The organism is Phycisphaerae bacterium (assembly GCA_035275405.1).
Classification (GTDB): domain Bacteria; phylum Planctomycetota; class Phycisphaerae; order UBA1845; family UTPLA1; genus DATEMU01.
The window spans coordinates 16,483-33,980 of the sequence record DATEMU010000017.1 but is presented as its reverse complement, the minus strand read 5'-3'; the positions used below and the strand labels follow the sequence as shown (position 1 = coordinate 33,980).

14 protein-coding genes are annotated in these 17,498 nt (G+C 59.3%); 7 read left to right on the top strand and 7 right to left on the bottom strand.

Annotated features, from left to right (window positions below; all coding sequences use genetic code 11):
• Window positions 1-667 precede the first annotated feature (667 nt).
• From accD to VJZ71_21375, 5 genes are all read left to right on the top strand, one after another.
• Entirely contained in the window at window positions 668-1,468 is an 801-nt protein-coding gene (gene accD / locus VJZ71_21395; protein ID HKQ50640.1) for an acetyl-CoA carboxylase, carboxyltransferase subunit beta, read from the top strand.
• Window positions 1,469-1,644: 176 nt separating this feature from the next.
• The gene (locus tag VJZ71_21390) at window positions 1,645-2,553 is read left to right on the top strand and encodes a hypothetical protein (GenBank protein HKQ50639.1); all 909 of its coding nucleotides are present in this window, start codon (window positions 1,645-1,647) and stop codon (window positions 2,551-2,553) included.
• Window positions 2,554-2,941: 388 nt separating this feature from the next.
• Window positions 2,942-4,384 (top strand): alginate export family protein, encoded by a 1,443-nt coding sequence (locus tag VJZ71_21385; protein HKQ50638.1) that lies wholly within the window; start codon window positions 2,942-2,944, stop codon window positions 4,382-4,384.
• A gap of 40 nt (window positions 4,385-4,424) precedes the next feature.
• Entirely contained in the window at window positions 4,425-5,054 is a 630-nt protein-coding gene (locus VJZ71_21380; GenBank protein HKQ50637.1) for a hypothetical protein, read from the top strand.
• A 204-nt stretch (window positions 5,055-5,258) separates the two neighbouring features.
• Window positions 5,259-6,284, top strand: coding sequence for a hypothetical protein (locus tag VJZ71_21375; GenBank protein HKQ50636.1), 1,026 nt, complete (start codon window positions 5,259-5,261; stop codon window positions 6,282-6,284).
• A 47-nt stretch (window positions 6,285-6,331) separates the two neighbouring features.
• Here the strand turns inward: VJZ71_21375 and VJZ71_21370 are convergent, their stop codons facing one another.
• A complete protein-coding gene (locus VJZ71_21370; GenBank protein HKQ50635.1) occupies window positions 6,332-7,156 on the bottom strand; it encodes a hypothetical protein in 825 nt (274 codons plus the stop codon).
• 60 nt (window positions 7,157-7,216) lie between these two features.
• Window positions 7,217-7,978 (bottom strand): ATP-binding protein, encoded by a 762-nt coding sequence (locus VJZ71_21365; protein ID HKQ50634.1) that lies wholly within the window; start codon window positions 7,976-7,978, stop codon window positions 7,217-7,219.
• Window positions 7,979-8,544: 566 nt separating this feature from the next.
• Here VJZ71_21365 and VJZ71_21360 point away from each other — a divergent pair.
• Window positions 8,545-9,324, top strand: coding sequence for a hypothetical protein (locus VJZ71_21360; GenBank protein ID HKQ50633.1), 780 nt, complete (start codon window positions 8,545-8,547; stop codon window positions 9,322-9,324).
• Between the two features lie 102 nt (window positions 9,325-9,426).
• On the opposite strand, the gene VJZ71_21355 is transcribed toward VJZ71_21360, so the two are convergent.
• The 5 genes from VJZ71_21355 to VJZ71_21335 all read right to left on the bottom strand — a co-directional run bounded on the left by VJZ71_21355 (window position 9,427) and on the right by VJZ71_21335 (window position 16,314).
• Window positions 9,427-11,259, bottom strand: coding sequence for a DUF4365 domain-containing protein (locus VJZ71_21355; protein HKQ50632.1), 1,833 nt, complete (start codon window positions 11,257-11,259; stop codon window positions 9,427-9,429).
• Between the two features lie 9 nt (window positions 11,260-11,268).
• A complete protein-coding gene (locus VJZ71_21350) occupies window positions 11,269-12,387 on the bottom strand; it encodes a toll/interleukin-1 receptor domain-containing protein (GenBank protein HKQ50631.1) in 1,119 nt (372 codons plus the stop codon).
• 760 nt (window positions 12,388-13,147) lie between these two features.
• Window positions 13,148-15,277: a polyribonucleotide nucleotidyltransferase gene (gene pnp / locus VJZ71_21345; protein ID HKQ50630.1), complete on the bottom strand. Its 2,130-nt coding sequence runs from the start codon at window positions 15,275-15,277 to the stop codon at window positions 13,148-13,150.
• A gap of 210 nt (window positions 15,278-15,487) precedes the next feature.
• The gene (rpsO, locus tag VJZ71_21340) at window positions 15,488-15,757 is read right to left on the bottom strand and encodes a 30S ribosomal protein S15 (protein HKQ50629.1); all 270 of its coding nucleotides are present in this window, start codon (window positions 15,755-15,757) and stop codon (window positions 15,488-15,490) included.
• 143 nt (window positions 15,758-15,900) lie between these two features.
• On the bottom strand, window positions 15,901-16,314 hold the full coding sequence (locus VJZ71_21335) for a response regulator transcription factor (protein HKQ50628.1): 414 nt from the start codon (window positions 16,312-16,314) through the stop codon (window positions 15,901-15,903).
• A gap of 200 nt (window positions 16,315-16,514) precedes the next feature.
• Between VJZ71_21335 and VJZ71_21330 the strand changes: the two genes are divergently transcribed.
• The gene (locus tag VJZ71_21330) at window positions 16,515-17,495 is read left to right on the top strand and encodes a prolyl oligopeptidase family serine peptidase (GenBank protein ID HKQ50627.1); all 981 of its coding nucleotides are present in this window, start codon (window positions 16,515-16,517) and stop codon (window positions 17,493-17,495) included.
• Window positions 17,496-17,498 lie beyond the last annotated feature (3 nt).

The following is a 17,498-nucleotide window of genomic DNA, read 5'->3' as shown; positions in this document are numbered from 1 at the left end:
GAACTCTTGATTTCGCGATTGCGGCATTGATCGGCTTGATCGATCTGAATCCTCTGATCGATCTGATCTTTGTTCCGCTGTCCTGGGCTTTGTTGTTCTTTGGTGGCAACTAAGCGACAGTGACAAAACCGCACGCTTTGTAAGGTGTGCGGTCAGTCTGGTTATTAGAAAAGGAAAGGTTTGCAAACATGGGAACTCTTGATTTCGCGATTGCTGCGTTGATCGGCTTGATCGACCTTAACCCGTTGATCGACCTGATCTTCGTCCCCCTCTCTTGGGCGTTGCTGTTCTTCGGCGGTAACTAAATCCGCGGAGAATGGGAGCACTTAACGCTCCAAGCAGGCGGCGATGCATCGGGCGAAACCGGTCTTCCGATTTCGCCTGACGGCTGATGCGGGCTCGCAGCCTGTAGCGCCGTGCCGGTAACAACGAGGTTCGCACACTTAGCGACCGACACGGCACACGCATCAAACCGAACCGGCTTGTCCGGTTCGCCCGCCCAAGCGGCGGGTACTTTACTGCTCTGCTAGCAGCAGCAGGACCTGAGCGTGAGAACGCCAGGTCCTGTTCCTTTTTTACCCGGTGGGCCGTTCTCCGCGTATTCGCGGTATAATTCGGGCGTGGCGGTGCGCGAGGGCGGCGCCGCCCATTGGAGATTGAACCAACGATGGCCAAGGTCGAGGTTCCCGAAGGTCTCTGGATGCGCTGCGACGGCTGCAGCAAGATGATCTTCAAAAAGGTCCTGGAGGAAAAGCTGCGTGTCTGCCCGGAATGCGGGCACCATTATCGCGTGGACGCCCGAACTCGAATTCAGCAACTGACCGACCCTGACAGTTTCGAAGAATTCAACGAGGCCATGGTTTCCACGGACCCGCTCGAATGGTCGGATGACGTACCCTACACCGATCGTCTTGCCAAGGCCCAGGAAAAGTCCGGCGTGAGAGAGGCCGTTATTACGGGTCGAGCTTACATCAAGGGTCGTGCCGTGATCCTCGCGGTCATGGACCCCTTCTTCGTCATGGGCTCCATGGGCTCCGTCGTTGGCGAGAAAGTCACCGCCGCGATCGAACGGGCGACGGATGAATCGTTGCCCATCGTCATTGTGACCTGCTCGGGCGGCGCGAGAATGCAGGAAGGGCTCGTGAGCCTCATGCAGATGGCCAAGACCTCGGCCGCCCTGGCGCGGCACGATTCCAAACGCGGCCTGTACATCACCGTCCTCTCCGACCCCACCACGGCCGGCGTCGCCGCCAGCTTCGCGATGCTGGGCGACGTGATGATCGCCGAACCCAAGGCCATGATCGGCTTCGCCGGTCCCCGGGTCATCTGGAACACCGTGAAGACGGAATTGCCCGAAGGCTTCCAGACCGCCGAATTCATGCTTGAGCACGGCTATGTGGACCGGATCGTCGAGCGCGGGCAGCTCCGCAGTGAGATCGCCCGGATCATCGATTACTGCGGAAAATAGCCTGTTTTACGAGTGCGACATTCCTCCGGTGGGAGGATGAACGAGGTGGTATAATGACAGGTTGCGGGGCTATAATACCGTGGAGCCCGAGGGGATCGGGAACCGCCCGCCTGGTATGTTATCCCTGAGGGACCTTGGAGTTGGCATAGGAATTCGAGAGCCGAAGGAGTCTCCCCATGCAGTCGGTCAATCGATTGGTTGTGGCTTTGCGTCGAACCGGCTGGTTGTGCGCGCTGCTCGCGATCGCGCTGTGTGCGGTTGCCACCGAAGCCGGACCTGGAGGTCGGGGCGGCGGTCGGCAACGCGGAGCACCATCCAAACCTTCAAATTCCGGTGGGTCAGAACAGCCTCGCGACATTCCCGCCGGCAATACGACGTTCGGCCGGGTCATCAAATACACGCTCGCTGCGGACGACAAAGAAGAGAATCTCCTGGGTGTTCTAAGCTTTGATCCGCAGGGAAAGAGCGCCAAGAAGGTCGACCTGCGCGTCATCCGGGAACCGGAGCCGGTGATCGACGTCCCCGACGCCAATAACTTCAGAATCGAACTCGATCAGCTCGCCGAGCTCATCACGAAGGGCTTGTATTGCGATGCGTCCTGGGACCTTGCGGATCCGCTCGAGTCGGAAAAGAAAAACGCCAAGAAAAACCTCGCCCGACTTTCTCTCACCACGATCGAGGTCGTCGGCAAGATCGAGAAGATCGAGGCCGATCAGATCATCATCAAGGCCAAGCCCAAGGGCAATCGAACCTGGCCGGACCTGGAGTCGAAGGCCATGGATGCGCCCATTCGACCCGGCAATAACCCCACCGCCACGGCGAAGCCCAAATCGGTCCCCGTCCGTAAGCTGACTCTGAAAGTCCTTGATAGCGCCACCCGCTTTGTGGATTCCGCGAACAAGGAGTTGGATCCGGGCGATTTCCAACCCCAACAGTCCGTTGAGGCCAAGATCGTTTACGGCAAGCAGGGCATTCTCGTCGTGCTGATCGATCCCAATTCAAAGAGCGGATCCGAAAGTGACGATCGACAGGCTGGCAGCGGCGGGGGCCGCGGCGGACCCAGGCTCCCCCCACCCGGCGGTTGAACCCACATGTGGGGTGCTATTCCTCACGGATTTCAAGACTAGGAAACCGGCATTCTCACCGGTTCGTCGGGTCTCCGCCGACCGCGCCCCGCGTATTTCCAGTATTGCGAAGCCCCATCGGTCATGTCGCCTGCCACGCCAGCGGCACGAATATCGGTCGCGCGACTCCCATGTTTTTTGAGCAATAGGAGGGGGAACGACGATAGTCGGTTACGGCCACCCGCGTTGAACTCCGTAAGACGGAGCATGCGGGGCTGGGCCGGGAGTGTTGCGTATCGCGCATTTTTACCCGACTATACGCCCGTTGGGGGCGTCGGACGGCCGGTGCAGGCCCCGCAAGGTCGTTGGCCCTGCGACTTGCACGAGGGACATGGAGGTAGGCAAGGCCTTGCGGACCCTGAGACGATCCCCCGCCTCGTGCGTTCTTTCCGTCGTCGCCGTCCTTGGCGTGACTCACGGCGCAGCCGTGGCCCAGATGAGCCTGGACAGCGGCCCCTCCACTCAATTCATCGAGCGACAACGCGCTCTGGAGCGCGAAAACCAGGCCAAGCTGCAGCAGGAATTACCCGCCGCACAGAAATTCCGCGTCGACTACGGCGGCTGGTACAACTCTTACTTCTTCCTCTTTGACGACGGCGTGGAGAGCAGCCGGACGCTTCGTCAAAACGAACTTCGACTGTGGACCAACATCAGCGCGGACCGCGGCATCCACACGGGCTACGCGAGAATGCGCACGACGTATCTCGATTGGAATTCCGGGGACAGCTACACCGGCAACGATGATGATCTCGACGGCCCGAATTTGGAACGCGGCTGGTACCAGTTCGACCTCGCCAAGGCCCTGCGCCTTTATGGCTCTTACGACGCACCGTTTGAATTGAAAATCAAGGCCGGCCGCGACCTGGTCAACGCCGGCACCGGCTATGCGATCAACCTCCCGCTCGATCATGTGCAGATAATCGGGGAGTGGTACGATTTTGAAACCTCGTTCCTCATCGGTAAGACGCCCAAGAGCACGGATAACATCGATCGCAGCCGCCCCGTCGCCGACCATAGTGATCGCAACTTCTGGATCATCGAGGAACGCTACAAGGGCTGGGATCGTCACGAGCCGTTTGTCTTCGTCGCCTGGCAAAACGACGAGACCGCCGAAGATCCGCAGGATTGGCTGCAAGAATACGACTACGACTCCACCTACGTCGGCTTTGGTTCCACTGGCGAGTTAGTGTCGAATCTAAAATATGGAACCGAGTGGGTGATTGAACGCGGGACGAGCTACGGTGATCGAAAGTTCCGGTACCGGGACGACATCCGGGCCTGGGGATTCGATCATCGCCTGGACTATTACTTCAAGCACAAGACCAAGCCGGTCATCTCCGCGGAATACATGTTCGCCAGCGGCGATGCCAACCGCCTCGGCAGCCCGACGAACGCCGAAGGCGGCAATATGAATGATCACACCGATCGGAGCTTTTCCGGCTTCGGTTTCCGCGACACGGGTTTGTCTTTCTCGCCGCGGCTTTCCAATATCCATGTGTGGCGCCTCGGTGGGTCGTTCCGACCGTTGCCGGACTGTGAGGCGACGAAGGACCTGGAACTGGGAAGCGACTACTACCTTTATTACAAGAACAAGAGTATTGCCGCCATCAGCGACAGCCTCGCCGACGTTCAGTCCGGATATCTCGGCTGGGAAATGGATCACTACGCTAACTACCGAATATTCAGCGATTTATCGTGGACTGTGCGTTTTGGCACATTTTTTCCTGGTAGCGCGTTTAGCGACCAGACGACGCGTACCTTCCTGCTGACAGGCGTGACGTGGTCATTCTGAGTTTTTTCTGATGAGGCCCCCCATTATGGCGGGTATAATCATGCGTATTCGTCCTCGCCGGCGTTTCACGCCTTTTTGTCTCCTCGCACTGCTTGGCTTTGGCGCCTTGGTTTCCGGCTGTACGGCTCCGCGCCAGGAGCAGCCGTCCGTCAACGCCGCCGAGCTTTCGGATGAGGGGTTTCAAGCGTACGTCGCGGAATTGAATCTGGTCACGGTAGATGAGGCGTACCGTGCGATGTTGATCCTGGCGGACGGCCAGGACGGAAGCAAGGATTTTGAGGAGCGCAAGACGAAACTGGAATCGCGCGGAATTGCTCGATCCGCATGGAAACTGGAGCCGGAAAACGTGATCGATTCCGGCAGCGTCGCCTATATGGTCTGCAAGATTTGTCAGATTCGGGGCGGCGTCAACATGAATTTGTTCGGTTCGTGGGGGTTGGGAGATCGGCGATACGCCCTTCGCGAGTTGGTGTATCGCGAGATGATCGACGAGTCCGTGGATTATCAGTTCATGACCGGAGCGATCCTATACGGGTTAATGCGCGACGCGGACGAGCTGATGGCCAAGAAAGGGCTGTACGAGTCGCAGGGGGTGGACCTTTCCGACGAAGGCGATCGCGACGCCCAGGGCAACCTGATCGTCCCGCCCTCCACGCAACCGTCGCCCTAAAGTCCATTTCGTCGCTAAGCGACGAATGCGGCTATACTTGGGAACGGGAGGATCCCGGCGGATCGGCGAAAAAGCAGGCCGATTTGGCGTTTGCAGGAGGCCTATCATAAACTTTGTGTTGCCGGGTCCCTGGCGGAACCGGCTGGCGCGCGGTCTGAAGCATCGGGAGATGAGACCGGGCACGATTCGAGCGAGGATTCTGAAATGGTTCGAAGATTCATGATGGCGGTGATGGTGCCTGCGCTGGCGGGCGTTTTGTTTACAACGACGGCATTCGCGCAGGCGACCCCGGCGGGCACACAACCCGCGGCCGGCGAGGCTTCGCTGGTCTTCGAAGTGATTGGGATTGATCGCAATGTCCGCGTCGCACCCGCCGGCACCGATCCGAAACTCGCTGCCGGTTGGCAGCCGGTCAAGCTGGGCGATTCCCTCCGCGCGGGTCAGGCCGTGCACGTGCCGATTCGCGGCAAGCTGAAGCTCGTTGCGCGGCCGGCCGATCCGCCGACCGTTCTGCTCTTCGACACCGGCTCACTCATTCAGATTTCTGAGTTGTCGCTGAAAGATGGCGTCGCCGTGTGCCGCATGGATCTGGGGTACGGCCAGATCAAGGCGGGCGTTGCCGAAGGCAGCACGCGAAGCGATCTGGAGATTCGGTCGCCCGCCGCCACCCTGAGCAAGAAGGGGACCGATATCTTCGGCATGGAGGTGCGCCCCGACGGTCGATTCAACATGTTCCTGACCGACCAGGGCCGCGGTCTGGTGCAGGCGATTCAGATGCAATCGACGCAGATGGGCGCGATGAACGCTATGCGCTCGCGGCTGATCACGCCGGGGCAGTGGATTACGCATCAAATGGCCCGGGCGATTGACAACGTGCAGTTCGACCGGAACGTCAGCATCAACGACGTGTATGGGTTGAAGGGAGTGGATCAGCTCTTCACCATGCTCAACGATCGTGGTTTTGGTATTTTCCTGCCGGCCGGCGGGGGAAGCCCTCTGAATTTCCAGGGTTCGCAAACGACCGAAGAGGGGCAGGCGCCTCCCGGCATGGGCCAGCAGATCCAGCCGTTCCCCCAGTTGTTTCAGGGAATCCGCAATATCACCGAAGGCAACTTCGGGATCGGCCAGGGCAACGTGCCCAGCGTCTTTGGGACGCAGGCGATCAATCGCCAGCGCGGCCAGTTCAGGAGCGTCGGCGGTCAGACGGGCGGATTCGGTCAGCGCCGCTAAGAGGTTGGCGCCCGCCGCGTTCGGGCGCGCCGCCTCATTCTCGTCCATCACTGCGACACGAGGGCCTCCACAAACGGCTCCACATCCGCCGCTGTCATCTGCCCGTCGTCGTTCAGGTCGGCGTTGTCGATCCGGCACGCGGGTTGTGACGAATAATAGGCGCTGGGCATCAGCAGCGCATCGACAAACCCCCGCAAATCCGCCCCGTCCACACTGCCATTGCAATCCATGTCGCCCGGCGACTTGGGCGGCAACTTGCGGATCTGCACGCCATTGAACGCCGCGCCCATGGCCGGGTCCTCGCCCGGCACGATGCCGGAATGGAGACGCAGAAGCCCGTTGGCCGCCGTCACCACCGCGCGGTGCCGCGAATACGTCACCTCCTCGACATGCTGGCCGGGCCACGCTCCGCCGACCGTGTGGTGCGGTTGCCCCGGCTCCTCGTCGCAGCTCGTGTAGCTCAGCACGCCCGGCTCGGCCGGCATCATCGCGTAATTGAGAACTTCGTATTCGCCGAGTTGCAGGTTGTAGAAGAACAGGCACGTCTCCAGGTTCGTCGTGTAGGTCACCTGGCAATAGTCCATCAAACGCGCATCGTTGCCCGACGTCCCAGGATCGTTCGTGCTCCGCAGCTCCGTGCCGCCGTACTGCCAGACATCGACGTTGGTCACCGTGCCGTCGAGCTGGCGAATATCGTTCGTCGTCGTGTTGTGGTAAGCGGGAATGGCATTCCAGTAGCCCGCCACACCGGCAGCCCCGTACGCCGGCGACGGTTGTACGAGCGTGGGCCCGACCGCCACATTGAACGACTGACCCATCGCGGCACTCGTCACGATGAGGGCGACGACCGACCCAGGCAAGAGCGTCTTCATGGCAATCGCTCCGTTTAGTGCTCAGCCCGCCCTTAGGATACCACAAGGCCGATACCGGCCCTAGTGCCTGGTCTTGGGCAATTGAATGCTGAAGCGCGCGCCGCGCGGCAGGGGCGCGTCCAACTCGATTCGGCCGCCATGTTCGCGAATGATGCGATGCGTCGTCGCCAGGCCCAGACCGGTGCCGCCCTTCTTGGTCGAATAGTACGCGCGGAAGACCAGGTCCCGCTCCTGCGGCGGGATGCCCGGGCCGCTGTCTTCGACGTCGATCCGGGCACCTTCGGCGCTGTCGGTCACGCGGAGGTCAATCCGGCCGCCGTCGGGCATGGCCTGCTGGGCGTTGATCAGCAGGTTGAGGACCGCCTGCTTGAGCCGGTTGGCATCGACGTCGCAGACGATGGGCTGATCTGCAAGGTGCAACCGCAGTTCGATGCCGCCGGCCTGGGCCTGCGGCTGGTAGAAATCGGCCAACTCGCGGACGATGCGATTCAGATCGTGCGGCTCGCGCTGGAGTTCGTACTTGCCGACGTAGACCAGGAAATCCTGCAAGATCTGTTCGAGTCGATTCGCCTCCTTGAGGAGCGATGCAATCCGCGTTCGGCTGCGCCGGGCCACATCGCGGGCGTCGTCGCCGCCGGACGCCTCTCTGTTTTCGACGCGCTGCCAGTCTTCGTCCAGAAGCTGAAGGTTGACCTTGAGCGTGGAGAGCGGGTTGCGGATTTCGTGGGCCAGACCGCCGGTCAACGCGGAGATCTCGGCCAGTTGCTCGGCAAGGGGGCTCAAGGGGCCGGGGGGGTCGGGTTGGCGATCGGGCTGAGACATGGGCAGTTTCCGGCGACGGGTCCGATGGATACGAGATTTCCACGGCATTGTACCGCGACCCGAGCACAATGAACCACAGAGGGACAGAGGTGCAGAGATTTTTTTTGGGCCGAAAGAAGGCGAAAGAAGCCGAAAACGGGACGGCCCGCCACGGCGGGTAAACTCCTGGCAAAGAGGGGCGCAGATTTTTTTGATGCGCAAACGACCGCAATTGAGCGCAAAGTCGAAAGTTCTTAGCTCGAAAACTCCTGAAACCCTTGAAATTCGGCCTCATCGCGCGGAATCTCCGAGTAGTCAGGCCGAGCCGCCGGCGACCGGAGGCACGGGCGCGACACCTGATCGCGAAACCTAACAATATGCGAATATAGCACACGGCTTCGACAATGGCAAGGAAATATTCTTTGATTTTTTGTGCGCTGTAAGGTCCGACCGGATCGGTAGATGACCGCAAACGCTGCTCAGAATGTCGCGTGGCGGCTTGCCTTTTGTGACCGTGCGCCTATTCTCCGAATTGCGTGGGGGGCAATCGGGCCGCACGTCAATCGGATGGGGAGGGAGGATCGTTCATGTACCCGTATTTGTCGCCGGAGGTCTTTGACCGGGAGCAGCAAGACCGTGCGCTACTCAGTGAGGCGCAGCGCGTACTGGTCGGGAAGATCATTGCGCAGAGCAGCAAGGCGGAGGATTTGACGGAGGATCTGGTGCGGACGTATTCGGCGGCGATCGCGCGCTTTCAGCGGATCGACGTGGCCCGGGAGCGGAACGACCTGGCGCGTCGGCGGATCGACGCGCGCTATACGATCGCCCGGGCCCACCACGATACGCAGCTTGAAGTGGCGCGGATTCGGGCGGAGGCGGCCCGGCGCCGGCCGAACCACCCGCAGGTGGACGAGTATGACGACGAAGCGCCCTTCGGCCGGGACAAGGACGGTCGGCCCTATACCGAGGCGGAGTTTGACCAGTCGCTCAATCAGGCGATCCGGGACATCTGGGGGTTGAAGCCGATCAACCCGAAGTCGTACATGCCGTGGGAGATGAAACGGGCACCCGACGGGAGACTGGTGGCGCCGGACGATCCATCCGTCGCATCGAACGATGGGCCGGCCACGCCGGGTGAGCCGGCCGCTGCGAGCGCCGATCCGGCCAACGGTCCCCGCGAGGAGAGCGCCGAGCCTCCGGATGTGGCGGACGGCGCCCCTCTCAGGGCACGGAGCGATGGCGACGAGGAGGACGATGAGCGCGTCGCCGATGACACGTCGCGTCGCGACGTCGGCGACGACATTCGTAGAATCCGATTTGAGGCGAGCGGGGGAAGAGATTCTCGCGCCCGATGGGATTTGTTGTGAGCGTCAGCGGGGCGGGGATTGGCGGAAGACTTCGATGTGAGATGTAGGAAGTGGGATGTCGGATGGGTCGCTTGGCAATTGGTTTTTCGATAGCCGGTAGGTTCATAATTGGTATTTGCGATTCGCAAATGATTTATGAATTTTGTCTTGTTCCTCCTGCCATTCAAGAGTCCAAGACCAATCGGGCGGCAATGGTTCGCAATCTCGGCACTTTGAACAGTGTTGGCTCTCGAACCAACCATAGATATCATCCAGGCTATAGCCCATCATGGTGAAATTGTGTCGTGTACAATGCAAAAACTTGCTACCAGCGGTAGGCAGGCCAATCATCTGCGCAGGAACTCCAGAAACACCGATAGAAACGTAGAAATAACGACACTTTTTCACGACGCGCTCGGGATTCAAATCCCTCAACCCTATGTTGATGATTTGTGCGATCTCATCGTTAGGGTCGGCCAAGTTAACACCTAGGCTTGCTGCTAACTCCCGATACATGGACACATCGTCATCGATGGTAGGGGATCGCTTAAGTACTTCCTCTAATCCATGCTTGTATTCATCAAGCGTTGCTAAGCTCTTTTCGCGCATGTCGCGATCGGCAATGCGCTTCAAAAAAGACACGGCTGTTGCAAATCGTCGATTCCGGTGTAATACATCCCTAGGATTCGCGGTCCGCATATATGCGAGGCTACACAGTATCAGGTCATTCCAGTTCTTAAGTAGGGCCGCTATCTCAACAGATATAGCCGTTCGATAATCTAGCCACGACTCCAGACGTGCGGCGGCTTCATCTGAAGCCACTTCCCTTAGTTCCAAGACATAATTTGCTATGTCGTTAACGGCATAGGCCCAGAGCTGCGGCACTACTTCACAGCATGAGTCCTCAATTGCCACGCCGACAAGGTTGGCGCATAAGCGCAATTCCCGAAGAAGGAGCCGAGTAAGGGGCTGTCTTTGGGCCTCCGTGATATGTCTAGTAAAATCGTTCCCTGTTTGCTTTTGTATTCTAAGACTCATCGATAAGGCGGTGGCGCGATTCACAAAAAAAGCCAATCGGGCCGACCTCAGCATGCATCTGACGTACAGGCGTAGTCGTCTAGGTGTTGGAGTTGTCCGCACGATCCTCAAGAGCCGAAGCATCATGGCGATACGGAATCGAAGATATTGGCCAGAGTCTGCTGGTTCGCCGGCCTCTGCTTCGGCACTGCCGGCGATCCTGGTAATGTTTATTCCTGCCGCGATGCGGATTGCGGGTGTTTCGGTCTTGCTCTCGAGAAGCAGACGGGCTTGATCCAGGGCCTCCTTTCTCTTCTTGTTCTGTATCAACAGTTCTAGCTGCTCGCACTTCAAGGAATCTAAGTGGTCACGAACACGTGAGACTGCATCGTCGAGCTTGTCACCACGAAGCGCAGCAGCGGTGAAGTTGTGAGTCGGGGTATCGATCATCCCAGTGACGAGTAGCCAGTCGGAGGATTGGCGAACAGCGATCATGAAGTCGTCGAAGGTCTGGGGAAGAGCGTTGGAGGCGCAAATGTGAAGAGATATGGTTTGGCGGCCACGCCTTAAGGCGTTTGCATAGGCTGACTCAACCCCAGGGTTCCCCTGAAGCTGACACCAAAAGACAGTCCGGCTGCTTATTTCAACCGCTACCAAGAGGATGGGTATCCGGAGTTCTCTAAGGTAATAAGTCAGTTTGGCGATTGGAAATTTTTCGAGGATTACAGTCTTCCCGTCATTCATGCGCCTTAGAGTATGAGCGCCTTTTTGTTGTATTTTAAAGATGTAGCCGGTTGCTTCGTCTTGATTTGTCGTAAGTTCAACTTCGTAGTCCACGCCGTAATCTTCCTGATCTTCCTGACTTCGGATCGCAAGATTTGGTGGAATGGCTCCAACGAATATTCTGTATGCGGCGCGTGAAAGTTCCTTCGGTGTCATGATCGTTTCTTAATCACGAATGGCTTGCTCTATTGCGTCAGCGACCTTCATGGCTCCCGCAGACCATTCTGAGGCCAAGCGTCCGGCCAGGGACGGCGAGTACCGCGTAACACCCTCGTAGTCAATATCGTGCCAGATGGGAAGTATGCGCTTTCGTCCGTCAGCCAACTCAAGCGCGACTAGGCCGTCTAATTCAGTCTGCGGCCATCGCTTGGCAAAGAAGCGGGGGCTTACGATAACGACACCAAACCGGGACCGGCTGAGGCCGTCGTCGATTCGTTGGCGCAATCTATCGCCAAGCCGAAGTTCTTTATAATCAACCCAGACGCGAAGTCCGCGTCTGAGGAGCTCATCGGTAAGTGGCTTGACGACACTATCTTTGTCTTCGGAGGCATGGGAGACGAAAATGTCATACTCCAAGGGGGCGACGATAGATTTGTGGGTGTGTGCGGAGTTGTTCGAGACGGATTGGTCGGCCTCGGCCCATGAGTAAGCGGAAATGTCTGCCATCATTTGATCATCCAGCGCCGGACTGATTTGGATATCACCTGCGCGGTTTAGTAGCTTTACGTACCCCTTCGCTTCCCAATAGCGGATTGCTTCTATGAAGTCGTCACGGTCGTAAATCCGAGTGTGTGTCTCGGATCCTGCGAGCCGCGAGAACTTGCAAAAGGCCTCGGGAGGGTTCGAATTCAGACAGGATGCTACTACATTGAGAACGTCAAAGCGGCATCTCCGCCGGAACGCATGCGCGTTCTCGCGTTGTGGGTCTTTTGAGTAGTCAGTCGCACCTACCCAGAAAATGTTGTTTTCCGGGACAGCTTGAGCCCCGGACATCACTCTACCTGCAACCAGTATTGCGCATTTCGGTAGCCAGGCCTTTACCTCTGCCAAGTCCGACTCGTTGCGGGACGGAAGTCTTGATACGTCAACAATAACGCATAGTTGGCGCCCTTCCGCATCATCGAAGATTCGCAACAGGGTGCCAAGGCCATAGGCGGTGCCGATTTGAAGGGCTATTGTGAGAGAATCTGGCGTGTCAATTTCAATGCGGCACCACTTCCCTTTTGAAAACATACGTCCCGTAAAGGAGCGGGATGGAAAGCTCGCTCTGGAGATATGGGCCATCGATTTTGAACTCCAGTTTTGCCCGGCCTCTCCTCCGCGATCGTTTCTTGGAACAAAGGTGCCGTTTAGGAGAATATTCTAACGAAAAAGTCCCGAATAGTGGCGATTTTTTGCCAGTTGGAACGCGGGTTGCAGGGCTTGGGGCACCCTGCAAGCGTTCTTGGTTAGGGTGGAGTGGGAGACACGGAATACCTGCTTTTGGCCGGTGCCACCAGCGTCAGTTTTTCGGGCTGAGTACAAGTCCAAGGCTTCTGGTCAGGCGGTCCAGGATATCGGAGCGGAGCGTCCGTTCGCCGGTGAGGAATTCATCGAGGGCCTGCGGCGGGTGAAACCTGCCCCAAAAGCGGAATGCCGTTGGCGATGTGTGTATTCGATCCCTTCGGGATCGAGGAGGATTCTTTGGACGGGTCCAACAGGGGCGTTGCCCCTGCCTACTTTCGATCAGCCCTTCGGGCTGGGGGGAAAATGAGAAGAGACTTGGTGGGTCTGAGACCCAGGGGTTGAAACACCCTGGCAACCAGCGCGCGCCCTACGGGCGGTGTGCGAGGAGGGAAGGGATTCCCGCGAGCGTAGGTGCGAGAAGGGATTCTCGCACCAGCGGACACCGAAGATGCCGGCTGAGAGTCCGCCACGGCCGATCTACGACCGGTGCCACACGGATAGACTCCGGGCTTGCGCCGCGAGGCTCTGATTGAGCGACGTCCGGCACGGGGCACCGGACGCTACACAGTGCCCACGGGCAGGGACGCCCGTGCCACCCCTACACCTTCTGCTTTTCCGCTTCCTGCTCGTGACCGCGTTCTTCCAGGAGGACCTGCTTGCGGGAGAGCTTCACGCGGCCGGTGTCGTCGATGAGGATCACCTTGACGCGGACCGTGTCGCCGATGTTGACCACGTCGGTGACGCGCTGGACGTAGCCGTCGGACAGCTCGCTGATGTGGCAGAGACCGTCCTGACCGGGGGCGACTTCGATGAAGGCGCCGAAGTCCTTCACCGAGGTGACGCGGCCGGTGTAGATCTTTCCGAGGCGGACGCCTTCCGAAATCTGCTCGACCATTTCGTAGGCGGCCTGGGCGCCGTCGGCGTTGTGCGAGGAGATATAGACCGTGCCGTCGTCCTCGATGTCGATCTTGGCGCCGGTCGTCGCTTCGATGTTCTTGATGCCCTTGCCGCCGGGGCCGATGATCTTGCCGATCTTGTCCTGGGGGACCTTGATGGAGAGGAGGCGGGGGGCGTACTTGCTGATCTCGGCCTTGGGCCGGGAGATGCACGAGAGCATTTCCTTGAGGATCTTCATCCGGGCATTCTTGGCCATCTGCAGGGCCTCGCCGATCTGTTTCTGGCTGATGCTGCGGGCCTTGAGATCGAGCTGGACGGCGGTGATGCCCACCTGGGTACCGGTGACCTTGAAGTCCATGTCGCCGAAATGGTCCTCTTCGCCGAGGATGTCGGTGAGCAGCATGTAGCGGTCACCGTCGTGAACCATGCCGATGCTGATGCCGGCGACGGGGTGTTTGATGGGGACGCCGGCGTCCATGAGGGCCAGCGTGCCGCCGCAGGCCGAGGCCATCGACGAGGAGCCATTGGATTCCATGACTTCGGCAACCAGGCGGATGGTGTAGGGGAACTTGTCGGGGCCGGGCAGGACGGCCTGCAAGGAACGCTCGGCGAGATTGCCGTGGCCGATCTCGCGGCGGCCGACGGCGCCGATGCGCTTCACTTCGCCGGTGCAGAACGGCGGGAAGTTGTAGTGCAGCATGAATTTCTTGCTGTATTCCTCGAGGAGATCGTCCACGGTCTGTTCATCGCGAGACGTGCCCAGCGTGGCCACGACGAGCACCTGCGTCTCGCCGCGCGTAAAGAGGGCCGAACCATGCGTCCGGGGGAGGACGCCGACTTCGCAGATGATCTCGCGGATGTCTTCGGGACCGCGACCGTCGGTGCGGCGGCCGTCGTCCAGCACCATCTTGTGGAAGATCCGCTCTTCGATCTTCTGGATTTCTGCGTGGACATCGTTCTCGGTGAAGGGAAGATTCTCCGCGCCCGCGGGTACGAGTTCGGCCTTGATCTTCTTATAGACTTCATCGACCGCGGCATACCGCTCGGCCTTCTTATCCTTCTTCTTGGCCCCCTTGAGGTCGAGGCGCGAGCAGAGTTCCTCGACGCGACTGACCAGCGACGAGTCTTTGGCCGGCGGCGTCCAGGTTTTTTGGACATTGACCATCTCGCCGAGTTCGCGAATCAACGTGACGATCTTCTTGATCTCGTTGAACCCGAAGGCGATGGCGTCGGCGATGGTCTGCTCCGGCAGTTCCATCGCCGCGACTTCGATCATGTTCACGGCATCCTGATGGCCCGCGAGGATGACCTCAATATCGCTCTCCGCGCGCTGGGCGACGGTGGGGTTGATGATGAATTCGCCGTTGATGCGGCCAACGCGAACGCCGGCGGTCGGGCCTTCGAACGGGATCGGGCTGACGGTCAAGGCGGCCGACGCGCCGCACATGCAGAGCACGTCGGCGTCGTTTTCCTGATCGGAGGAGAGGGTCATGCACTGGATCTGGACTTCATTCATGAAGCCGTCGGGAAACAGCGGGCGGATGGGCCGGTCGGTCAGCCGCATTGTCAGAATCTCTTTTTGAGTGGGCCGGGCTTCGCGCTTGAAGAAACCGCCGGGGAACTTGCCCGCCGCGTACATCTTCTCGCGATAGTCCACGGTGAGCGGGAAGAAATCGATGCCTTCCCGGGGTTTGTCGGTGACGACCGTGGCGAGCAGGACCGTCTCGCCGTAGGTGATCAGGGCGGCGCCCGCCGCCTGCTTGGCCAGTTTTCCGGTTTCAATCTTGAGGATTCGACCGCCGATTTCCGCTTCTACGCTATACGTCTTCATAATGGTTGCCTACCTTGCGCCTTCTCCAACACGCCTACACGACACGCTATTACGACACATCACACAAAACACTTGATTACCGCTGATTCGAAACCCGTGACCGGCGCGCGAACCGCAAGGGGGCGGCTTGTGTCGCGCAGCAATCCTCGTAACGGGCTTTTTCTGGGAAAGAGGCCAGCCGACGTGGCGGGAGCCGGTCGCCCCCGCGGATTATTTTCGCAGACCGAGGCTATCAATGATCTTCTGATACTTCTCGCGGTCGGTCTTCGTCAGGAACTTCAGCAGGCTCGATCGAGCGCCGACCATCTTCAACAATCCACGCCGCGACGAATGGTCCTTCTTGTGGGACTTGAGGTGTTCCGTCAGTTGCTGAATTCGACCCGTCAACAATGCGACCTGGACCTCGGGCGAGCCCGTGTCCTTGTCGTGTCGGCGGTAGCCGGTGACCATCGCGCCTTTACTCTCTGCAGTTAACGCCATGACTCTGCAATATCTCCTCTGGTTACGCCATCCGGCGTCACCTCGCACGCCCACACTACAATCCAGTTACGATAATGGAAAACTGACCGGCCCGCAACCATGCTATAAAATACGACGGGATAACGATTTACGGATGGGCGTCGTCAGCGCGGCATCTCCGGATCGATGAATTCGCCGCCCAATAGTTCGCATGCCTTCTCCATCATCCGGTCGAGGCTGAAGGGCTTGCTGAGGTATTCATCGACGCCGAGGTGTCGAGCATACAGCTCGTGTCGCTTGCCTTCGTTCGCCGTGATCATGATGACAAAGGGTCGAGTGCCGGAGTCCTTGTTGGGCTTGATCGACTCCATGACCAGGAATCCGCTGCGCCTGGGCATCATCATGTCCAGGACGATCAGATCGGGGTCCAGTCGTTTGGCCATGTCCACGGCCTTGTTACCGTCGTTGGCCGTGTTCACTTTGGCCCCCGCCGCCTCGAAGGCCATCTTGACGGTGGTCAGGACATCGGGATCGTCGTCCACGACCAGAATGGAACGACCGTCGAGTTTCGCTGGCATGATGAATCTCCGCTTGAGGCGACCGGCCTTTGGGGGATGAAACGCTCCGAGGTAAAGCCGTTTGGCCTGAAAAGTATAGGACTGCGAGGGCCCCGGAGCAAGCCGCCCGTGGCACGCCGCAGACTTCCCGGTCATGATATCGAGGGATGTCTTTCGTTAACACCCAGCCCCAGGATATTTTCCGCGGCCACGGAGAACGCGTGGCCCGATCAATGGCTCTGGCCTTGGCGCTGTCGACCTGCGGCTGCCCCTCCTTGTCAACGCTTCCGACACAGGCCCCGGTTCTGGAGATGACCGAGGAGGCCGGCGGGCAGGCCTATTTGCTCTATGTCCCCAGCACCTATAGCGAGAGCCGGGCGTGGCCACTCGTGGTGGTCTGTCACGGAACCTGGCCGTATGACACGCCAGAATTGCAGATGCGTGAGTGGGCGGGATTTGCTCAGAACAACGGGATCATCGTCGCCGCGCCCAAACTCGCCGGAACCAAAGGCGATTTCCCGCCTCCGCCGGAAAAGCAGATCGTCCTGCAACGCGAAGACGAACGCACCATTCTTTCGGTTGTCGCCACGCTCAAACGGCGCTATCGCATCGCCGAGGAGCAGGTCTTCATGACCGGCTGGTCGGCCGGCGGATACACCATCCTGCACACGGGTCTGCGTCATCCGGAAGTCTTCCGCGCGCTGATGATCCGGCAGGGCTCCTTCGACGAGCGTTTCATGGATGTCCCGGCGGATCGGCTGGATCGCTGGCAGGCGATCAAAGTGGTCTATGGAACGACGGATGTGCTGCGCGACCAGACCAAGGCGAGCATCCAATGGCTGCGCGACCAGGGGCTGTATGTCGATGAAGAGGAGATCAGCGGCACCCATCGGCGGATCGATCCGCAGATTCCGTGGAAATACTTCAAGTCGGTCGCAAAGGAACGACTGTGGATTCAGCTTCGCATCAGCGTTCCCGACCCCGACGAGCCCCTGTCCATTCGCTTCGATCTGACGGCCGTGCCGCCGGTCGTCAAGCAAAAATGGTTCTTCGGCGACGATGAGGAGTCGTTCGAGGCGTCGCCGACGCACACCTACGCCAAGCCGGGCCGATACGAAGTGACCGTCAATGCGGCGCTGAAATCGGGAAAGAAGTACAGCCGCAAACGGACGATCAGCGTCGGGCGGTTTGTGGACGATTGACGG